The sequence below is a fragment of the Pseudoalteromonas sp. P1-7a genome (genome assembly GCF_001401855.1).
Classification (GTDB): Bacteria; Pseudomonadota; Gammaproteobacteria; order Enterobacterales; family Alteromonadaceae; genus Pseudoalteromonas.
On the sequence record NZ_LKDU01000007.1, the window covers coordinates 131,856 to 140,216 of the forward strand.

Annotated in this window: 6 protein-coding genes; 1 reads left to right on the plus strand and 5 read right to left on the minus strand. The window is 40.0% G+C overall.

Annotated features, from left to right (window positions below; genetic code table 11):
• The first annotated feature begins 184 nt into the window (after positions 1 to 184).
• On the plus strand, positions 185 to 1,063 hold the full coding sequence (locus AN389_RS07260) for a TraB/GumN family protein (protein WP_055017795.1): 879 nt from the start codon (positions 185 to 187) through the stop codon (positions 1,061 to 1,063).
• A gap of 36 nt (positions 1,064 to 1,099) precedes the next feature.
• Here AN389_RS07260 and AN389_RS07265 read toward each other — a convergent pair whose 3' ends face one another.
• From AN389_RS07265 to AN389_RS07285, 5 genes are all read right to left on the minus strand, one after another.
• Positions 1,100 to 2,512 carry an ATP-binding cassette domain-containing protein gene (locus tag AN389_RS07265; protein WP_055019514.1) on the minus strand — a complete coding sequence of 471 codons (1,413 nt, stop codon included), beginning with the start codon at positions 2,510 to 2,512 and terminating at the stop codon, positions 1,100 to 1,102.
• 77 nt (positions 2,513 to 2,589) lie between these two features.
• A complete protein-coding gene (locus AN389_RS07270; protein ID WP_055017797.1) occupies positions 2,590 to 4,314 on the minus strand; it encodes a response regulator in 1,725 nt (574 codons plus the stop codon).
• Positions 4,315 to 4,458: 144 nt separating this feature from the next.
• Positions 4,459 to 6,792, minus strand: a complete 2,334-nt coding sequence (locus AN389_RS07275) for a fatty acid cis/trans isomerase (RefSeq protein ID WP_055014539.1) — start codon at positions 6,790 to 6,792, stop codon at positions 4,459 to 4,461.
• Positions 6,789 to 7,154, minus strand: a complete 366-nt coding sequence (locus tag AN389_RS07280; protein ID WP_055014538.1) for a hypothetical protein — start codon at positions 7,152 to 7,154, stop codon at positions 6,789 to 6,791. The genes AN389_RS07275 and AN389_RS07280 overlap by 4 nt, the downstream gene beginning before the upstream one ends.
• A 118-nt stretch (positions 7,155 to 7,272) precedes the next feature.
• The gene (locus tag AN389_RS07285) at positions 7,273 to 8,073 is read right to left on the minus strand and encodes a VOC family protein (protein WP_055017798.1); all 801 of its coding nucleotides are present in this window, start codon (positions 8,071 to 8,073) and stop codon (positions 7,273 to 7,275) included.
• Between the last annotated feature and the right edge of the window lie 288 nt (positions 8,074 to 8,361).

Below are 8,361 nucleotides of genomic sequence, written 5' to 3' on the forward strand. Positions count from 1 at the left end.
GCAGGGTTAATTCACTAGCGCTATTACATTCTGCTCAATCACATTCAGTCCACTTAAATATGGCTCTTAGTGCAACTAAACTCAAAAGCGCATTTAAAAGTGTTTAATATAACCAAATAGGTTTATTAAAGCGCTTTAATTTAAGCTAGTATTTATGCAATTCAATTAAATTTAAGGACAAACCATGCAAGCCCTCACTCGAATTAGTCAGTTTTTTATACTGGCACTTTTTATAGCAACTAGTTTTAATAGTGTCGCAGCGCCGGCACTGTTCAAAGTAGAAAAAAACGGTACTAGCTCTTACTTGTTTGGCACGGTTCATGTGGGTGACGCAAGCATGAAAGGTTTACCAGAAAAAATAACGAAAGCTATAGATCAAAGCGAGCAAGTTATTGTTGAAGTAGATATTAGTAAACTCACACCACTGCAAATGCAGCAGCGTTCAATGCCCTTTATGATGCTTAAAGATGGCAAAACATTACAAACAGAACTATCAAAACAAAACTACAATAAGCTTAAAGAGTACTTTGCTAAAAAATCGATTGATATAGCTATGTTTAATGGCCTAAAGCCTTGGGCTGTAATGGTAACCATGATGCAAATTGAATTTCAAAATGCAGGGTTTTCCGACCAAACAGGCATAGACAAGCAAGTACTTGCTTACGCTAAAAAGCAAAATATCACGATTGGAGAGTTAGAAACGCTAGAGCAGCAACTGCAAATGTTTGATGGTATGGCGCTATTAAGCAACGAAATGATTGAAGAAACCTTTGAGCAGCTTGCCGATATTAACACCTACTTTATCAAGCTCGTAAACGCGTGGAAAAATGGTGATATGGAAACCCTTACCGAGTACTACAACATGAGTTTTGACGATAGTAATTATGGTGAAATAAGCGAGCAAGTAATGCTAGTAAACCGTAATGATAAATGGGTGGAGCAATTAGTGCCTCGCTTGGCTAACGAAAAACTCTTTATTGCGGTAGGTGCACTTCACTTGCCAGAGCAACACGGTTTAATAAAACAGTTAACTGATGCAGGCTTTACTATTACTCGCCTATAAAGTGATGCTAAAGGTTGGGCATAATAAGCCCAGCCTTTAATTAAAATCTTCCATTTTTAAGTAATTCTCTATTCCTTTAATTTTGTCTGCCGCATGGTGATTCACGTAAATCACAGTACTTGTTTTGGCGGCACACACTTTCTCGATTAATACTAACACCCGCTGCCTATTTGCTTCATCAAGCCCTAGGCAAGGCTCATCTAAAATAAGTAACGTGGGGTGTTTTATCATGGCGCGCACAATTAATAGCATGCGCTGATCGCCATACGAAAGTTGCGTAAATGGGCTATTTTGTTTATCGCTTAATCCAATCAGCGCTAACCATTGCTTAGCTGTATTTACCTGTGACTCTGTTGGCTTTTGATATAAGCCAATGCTGTCAAAAAATCCAGAAATAACCGTATTAAGCGCTGAAATACTTACTCGATAATCCATATGCAGCGCATTTGATATAAAGCCAATATGCTGTTTTATATCCCAAATACTTTCACCCGTACCACGTTTAAATCCAAATACTTCAATATCGTTGCTATAGCATTGAGGGTTATCGCCGGTTATTAAATTTAATAAGCAGGTTTTACCTGAGCCATTTTTACCACTTAATTGCCAGTGTTGATGTTTATTAATTTGCCAAGTGAGTTTTTTAAATATATTAACCCCAGCGTAGCTAACCTTAGCATTAGTAAGCTTAACCAATGTATCGGCGGTATACTCTGCTCGAGCTTGGGAGTCATCTGGTTGAGGTATTTCTAAAGTGGTATGAGTTAAATGCAGTAGCTTGAGCAAATCAGCACGCTGCTCTGCAGTTGGCTTATTGAGTACTTGCTGCAACTGCCCCTGATTTACATATGCGTAGTGAGTAATAAAGGGCGGAATTTCATCAAGCCTATTTAACACAAATACAAAGTTAATTGTTGAGCTAAGTGTTTCTAATAAAGTGTTTAGCACCTCACACGAATGTTTATCTAAGCCGTCATATGGCTCATCTAGCACCACTAAATCAGCATCACTACTCAACGCATTTATAAGAAGGAGTTTACGGGTTTCGCCGGTAGAGAGATCTCTAAAATTCCTCTTTAAAAGGGCGCTGTAATTAAAAGCATCTATTAGCTTTATGCGTAGCTCACGGTTGTAACTAGCATTTTGAGGAAAAATAAAATCTTTTACTAAGCTGTGGTGTTCATGTTCAATTTCATGCTTGATTAACTGTTTTTGCACATCAGATGACACAAGCTGCGTGTTATTAAATGTACTTTTAAAAGTACCACTTTGCTGCTTAGCCCCTCCCGTTAATGCGGCGCTCAATGCCGATTTACCTGCGCCATTAGCCCCTAATAATAGCCAGTGCTCGCCGGCATTCACTTGCCAACTTAAGTCATTAATTGTGTAGCGGCTTTTACCTTGCCCCTGTAAATAACCATTAAATTGTTCAAATACAATACTTTGCACAATACTGCCTTCACCATAAGCTAAATAAACAACTTAACGTATAGTAAATTACTTTAGCAAGCGTATTTAATTGCGTATTAATTTATTTCATTAGCTATGCAAACATTTACCAATGCATCAGCCACTGCCTGCTTACTTATGGGTTTATGAATATGCTCACTCGCGCCATATTCATAAATTAAGTCCATGTCTTCGGCTGAGGTATTTGCAGTAACCACTATGATGGGCATGGTTTTATTTAGCTCTTTGCGTATTTTTTTAGTTGCTTCAAAGCCATCCATTATCGGCATGTTTAAGTCCATAAAAACCACATCATAGTCAGTTTTAGATACCTTTTCACAGGCTTCTAGGCCATTTACAACGCATTCATAGTCCACGCCTAACGTTTTCAAAATACGTGTGAGTAACAAGGTATTTAATTCGTTGTCCTCAACTACAAGGCAAAAAAGCTTTTTTTCGACCCCTTTTTCTGTTTGTTTATTGGTAATTTCAATTGGTAAATTGAGCGTAACGTGTGCACCGTGCATTGCATTGTTTTTAAATGCGAGCGTGCCATGAAGGGCTTTAACAACATACTGCGCCCGTGTTAATCCCGTTCTTAATCCTTGAAAGTGGTTAGTTTGCTTAAATGAATCAAACTCCAGTTCGGTTATTTCATTAGCAAAACCACACCCACTATCGCTGACTGTAAAATGTAGCTGCGAGCTTTGCATGTGTGCTGTAACTTCAACTTTCCCCTTCTGCGTAAACTTAATAGCGTTGCTAATTAGCTCAGTTAATACATGCTGTAAGCGCTGATGATCTAACTTGCAAAAACAATTAAGGGAATCATCAAAATGAGTAATTAACTTAAGCCCTTTTTGCTGCGCTGCGTATTCATACGCTAACACCACTTTGTTTATTGACTCTAGAAGGTTTTCGTTTTTAAGAATTGGCGCCCACTTACCCGTGCTGAGTGCTTGTAAATCTTGTAGCTCATCTAACATAGATAAAAGTCTGAGAGCGCAATAGCTAGCTTGCGTTTTAATATTTTGTTGGTCGGCATTGATGGTGAGCTCATCTATCGATGTAATTAAGCCTTGCAACGGGGTTCTAAACTCGTGACTTGCTCTAGCAATAAAGTGCTCTTTGTTTTGGCTCATTTGCGCTACAAAGTCTTTTTGTTTTTGAAGAGCGACCAAAGTGCGCTCTACCTCTTTTTCCATAGGCATAAACACAAACCTTAGCTCAATAAGCAGTAACACCATGGCCAGTAGCCAACATAACAGCTCTAAATTAGACACGCGGTTAACTTTTTTTAATGCATGCTGTTCAAATAAAGTCACTGCGCGGTCAAGTTTGACAAGTAGGTTTTCTACATGTGCTACGCTGAGCACCTGTGTGTCTATTTCTCCTTTTTGGTATAGCAACCAACTAGCCTGGGTAATAAACTCATTCACTTCGTTATCGAGATTAGCTGGTTCAGAGAAATATAACTTTACTAATTCTGGCGTTAGGTAGCGATAACTGTCGCCTTGCTTTGTAAGCAATACCGCATGAGCTGTTTTGAATTGGGAGAGAGATTGCTCGAGTGAAAAGGTGTGGGTAGCCACATCGATTCGAGACGAAAGTAGTGCATTACTATGCCAAGCAATTTTTTGCGAGAGCATACGCTGCTTACCTGCCATATTAATTATTTTAGCGTCGTACTTTTGTACAGAAAAACCATACTGCAGCAATAAGGCTGAGCCACTTATTAATAATGCTATAGCGATTAACGCCCATCGGTAGCGCTGTCTCAGATTGGCAATTATTTTAAACATACAAGGCCGCTTTTTATTTTAAGTGTAGCCTATATATACAAAACTCAACTTCAGCTTTAGTAATTATATAAATAAAAAGCCCAGTAAATTACTGGGCTAAATGTATTACATTAGGCGCAAATCTCTCATTAGAGAGCGCTACGATTATCGGTTTTCTAAGCGGTTATAATCGAACATACCAAACTCTACACCGCGATAATCTTTAGCTACCTTATGCAGTATGTCGCTGTATTTCCAAAATTCGGGGTGTGAACGGCGAATACCAAATTTTACTTTTAAAGCGGCATAATCAGCTTCAATTTGCATCATAGGTAATAGCTGTGCAAATTCACCCACTTCATTTTGATCATTTAAATACCAAATAGCCGCAGGGTAATCGCCAATAAAGCCTGGCACTAGGGTGGCGGTATCTTCATCATAAGCGCGCTGACCATCTTCATTTAATAAGCTGGAAATATTGTAATGCGCGTTGTGGTGAATAAGCGTGTAAGCTTTATGTGAAGCATCGTCTTGCTTAACCAAAATATACGATAACTGCGGTAATAAATTTATCGCTTTAGCGGGCATATTGTTTAGTGCATTTAATGGCGTGGGTACTTTTGTGTAATCGTAGTGCTCACTCAGTACTGGCGCTAAAGTTTGCTTAACTAAACCATACAGCTCATGCTGTGGATCATCCGTTTTATATTCAATACCGCTAGGTTGGCTAAACTCTCGGTTGTTTTTAAAAAACTTAGATAAGCTTGGTGGCGACTTTCTATACCAACTCTTTTTAATTTGATGGCGCTTAGCTTCAGGTAATAACGCTAAAAAGTTTTGCTCGCCTTCTAAACGTAAAAAGTCCATGTACAAACGGGTCACTAATTGGTGGCCGATATTTCCATAGACATCAAAGCCAGCAACAAGTAGGTAATGAATACGCTCAAACAACGCATAGTCTAAAACCCACATAGTTTTAGGCTCTTGCCCAATAAACCCTTTTACTACAGTAGCACTATCAAAATGGCGAAATATGGTAAGCGCAGCATTTTTGTTATGGCCTTCACCTTTCCATAATAGGTCGGTGGTTAAATGCTCTCCATTTTTAAACATTTCGTTAGCAAGCTTAACTTTAGCCTGTAAGTACTTTTTCTCGCGCACCGAATATTTAACCCAGTTGGAGATAGGCAATGCATTGCTTTCCTCTGCTGCAGGCAGCTCAAGTGCCTCTTCATGTTGTAATAACATATCTTCAACAGCGGGCGTCGCGACTTTTTTCGGGTCTGCAAAAGCCACCCAAAAGTGATCGTTAATCACATTAAGTGCTATTTGCCCCCGACACACAGGCCCCTTAATAAAGCCCATTATGATTAGCTCAGCTTCATCAAGCATAAACTGATACTTAGCATCAATAGGGATCACTTCAAACGTTTTAAAAGGGTTAGATGCTGATTTAGGCTCGTAACTAGGCATTTTAGTTACCGTATACTCAGGGGCAATAAATTGCTCATAAATACGTGCAAGCTTGGCGTCATCAAGCCTTAATGGCAAATGTGTTTTTGATAAAACGGTTGAGCGATCTTGTAATAAGCGATAGTAAACACGACTCACTTTTGGATCATCATATGGTCGGCGCGTATTAATTAGCTTAATTTCTTCGCCTGGCGGCGTACTTGAGCGAACGAGTTTAAAAAAGTTCTGAGGGTTATCAGAATCAAAGTAAATATGGGCTAAAAACCAGTGCTCGTAAATATAACGTGCAGCTAATTGGTATTTTAAGCTGTCTTGATTTAAAAAAGCTTCCCAGTTTTTAACGTTTGTTAGCTCGGTTTCGGTGGGCGGTTTAATATGCGCCATTTTTCCACCCTCTTTGAGCCACTTTTGTAAATGATAAAACTCTTTACTAGACACCCCTGGTAAACCGTAAGGCATGCCGCCGTGAGGCTGCTCAGCTGCTAAACGATCAAATTCGCCAATAGTCGCGCAGGTTTGTGAACGGCTAAGTGAAAAGTCAAATTCATCATCGAGAATTTCATTTTCAGGTAAAGGGGCGCTTTGTTTTAAAACCAGTGAATTAAATAAAACACCGCCGGCTAAATTAGCTTCTGGGCTTTGGTTACGCTCATTTAATACGGGTGTAAAGCCTTTATCGCGCCATTGCTGAGTTGTGGTTGCATCAAATAATAACCGGCTTGGCGTACTTGCTAACAACCGTGTACCATCATAAACCAGCTCTTTGCTCAGCCCCCTATCTATCCCTTCAGGCGAAGAAAGTTTTAACTGGCAAGGCGCATCATAACAGCCATGACACACCACACAACGTGTATCAAGTACTGGCTTTACGTTTTGCAAAAACTCAGCACCAGCACCGGTATCGTGTGGCACAATTCGCTGCTGTGTTTGTTCATTACCAAATAAATCATTGTAATGGGCATTACCTAAATAAGCACACCCACTGAGAATAATAAGGACGAGTGTGCTGATCAGAATTTTTTTCATTCTTCGTCCTCATCACCGAGGTCGAAGGTTGGCATCATGTCCATTTGCGGAGAGACAAAGGTCTGGTTGTCCTGGGTATTTAACACCACACTTAGCAGTGGGCCGTGGGTCAGCGTTATTTGTGCATCGTGCTCGTGATTTAATACTCCATTAAATTCACTACTATGCAGCTCAAGTGCATACTCTTTTAAACTAATAGCAATACTGCTATCGGGTGCTGGGTTTTGGCATATCTGCGTCAGTAGCTCATCATTAAGAGCGAAGGAAATGTCTAAATCAGGCTTTTCTACATCTCGCTCACTAAGCGACTCATTTAAAATAAATAACGGTAAGGTTAATTTACTGTCTTGTTCAAATTCCATTATGCTCTCTTGCTAACTGACGGTGTAATTACCCGTCATTATAGCAAAAAAGAACATAATTACTGCGCCTAAATCACCACACTAAAGTTTAAAATTTAGCCGCAAACGTTGCTGATAGTTAAGTTTTAATATCATCCATTACCGATTCAATGATAGAAAAAACAGCGCCTTGAGGGTCGCAAATAACACTAAAACGCCCTACATCAGGAATATCTGTAGCAGGTACGCACACCTGCCCTCCAAGGCTCGCCACTTTTTTTACATAGCTATCGCAGTTATCTACAGCAAAGTAAATCATCCAGTGAGGAGGGACGTCTTGAGGCCATTCATCAGTCATTTGTAGCATGCCTGCTACAGGCTTGCCCGCAACTAAAAACAAGGTGTAATCCATCCCCTCCATTGGCTTTATTTCGCTTTGCCAACCCAGTAGTTCACAATAAAAATGACGACTCGTTTCACTATCGCGCGTTGCCATTTCATGCCAATAAGGCGTGTTGAGCTCGCAAGGACGCTTACACCCTATATGCTCTTTACCTTGCCATAACGCCACCGTGGCACCCGCAGGATCCTTTAGCATTAACATACGTCCCGCATCCATCACATTATGCGGGCCTGCTATAATTTTAGCGCCGAGCTCTTGCGCCTTCATTGCACATGCATCAACATCATCCACTGCAATATAGGTCAACCAGTAGCTAGGTATGGAATCAGCCACTTGCTCTTTAGGCATTTGATACATGGCTGCAATATCGTCACCTTGCTTTTGTAGCATAGTGTAATACTCATCATCGCCAATGGGTTGATCGTCACTTCCCCACTCAAACAACGCAGTATAAAAAGCCTTCCCTTCTTGCCAGTTGTGAGTACACAGTTCAGCCCAGCAAAATACACCTTGTGGATAGTTATTTTTATTATTCATTGTCCATTTCCTGTTGTAAATTTAAGCCATTTTTAGCTTAGGCTAATACTCTGTAAGTGTCGATAGTTATTCACTGAATAAGCCCCCTTACACACCAGTGACCACTTCCACTTGGGATTTGTAAAGCCGACCCAAACAACATTATTTACATTAACGCCAAGCAGCTAAAAGCTGATAGCTAAAAACTAATCACTTTTATTCAGGCATTAAAAAACCCGAGACTAAGCTCGGGTTTTTTTAGTATTAATCAGCTAGGCTAATTATTACTCTACGATAGTTGCTACAAAG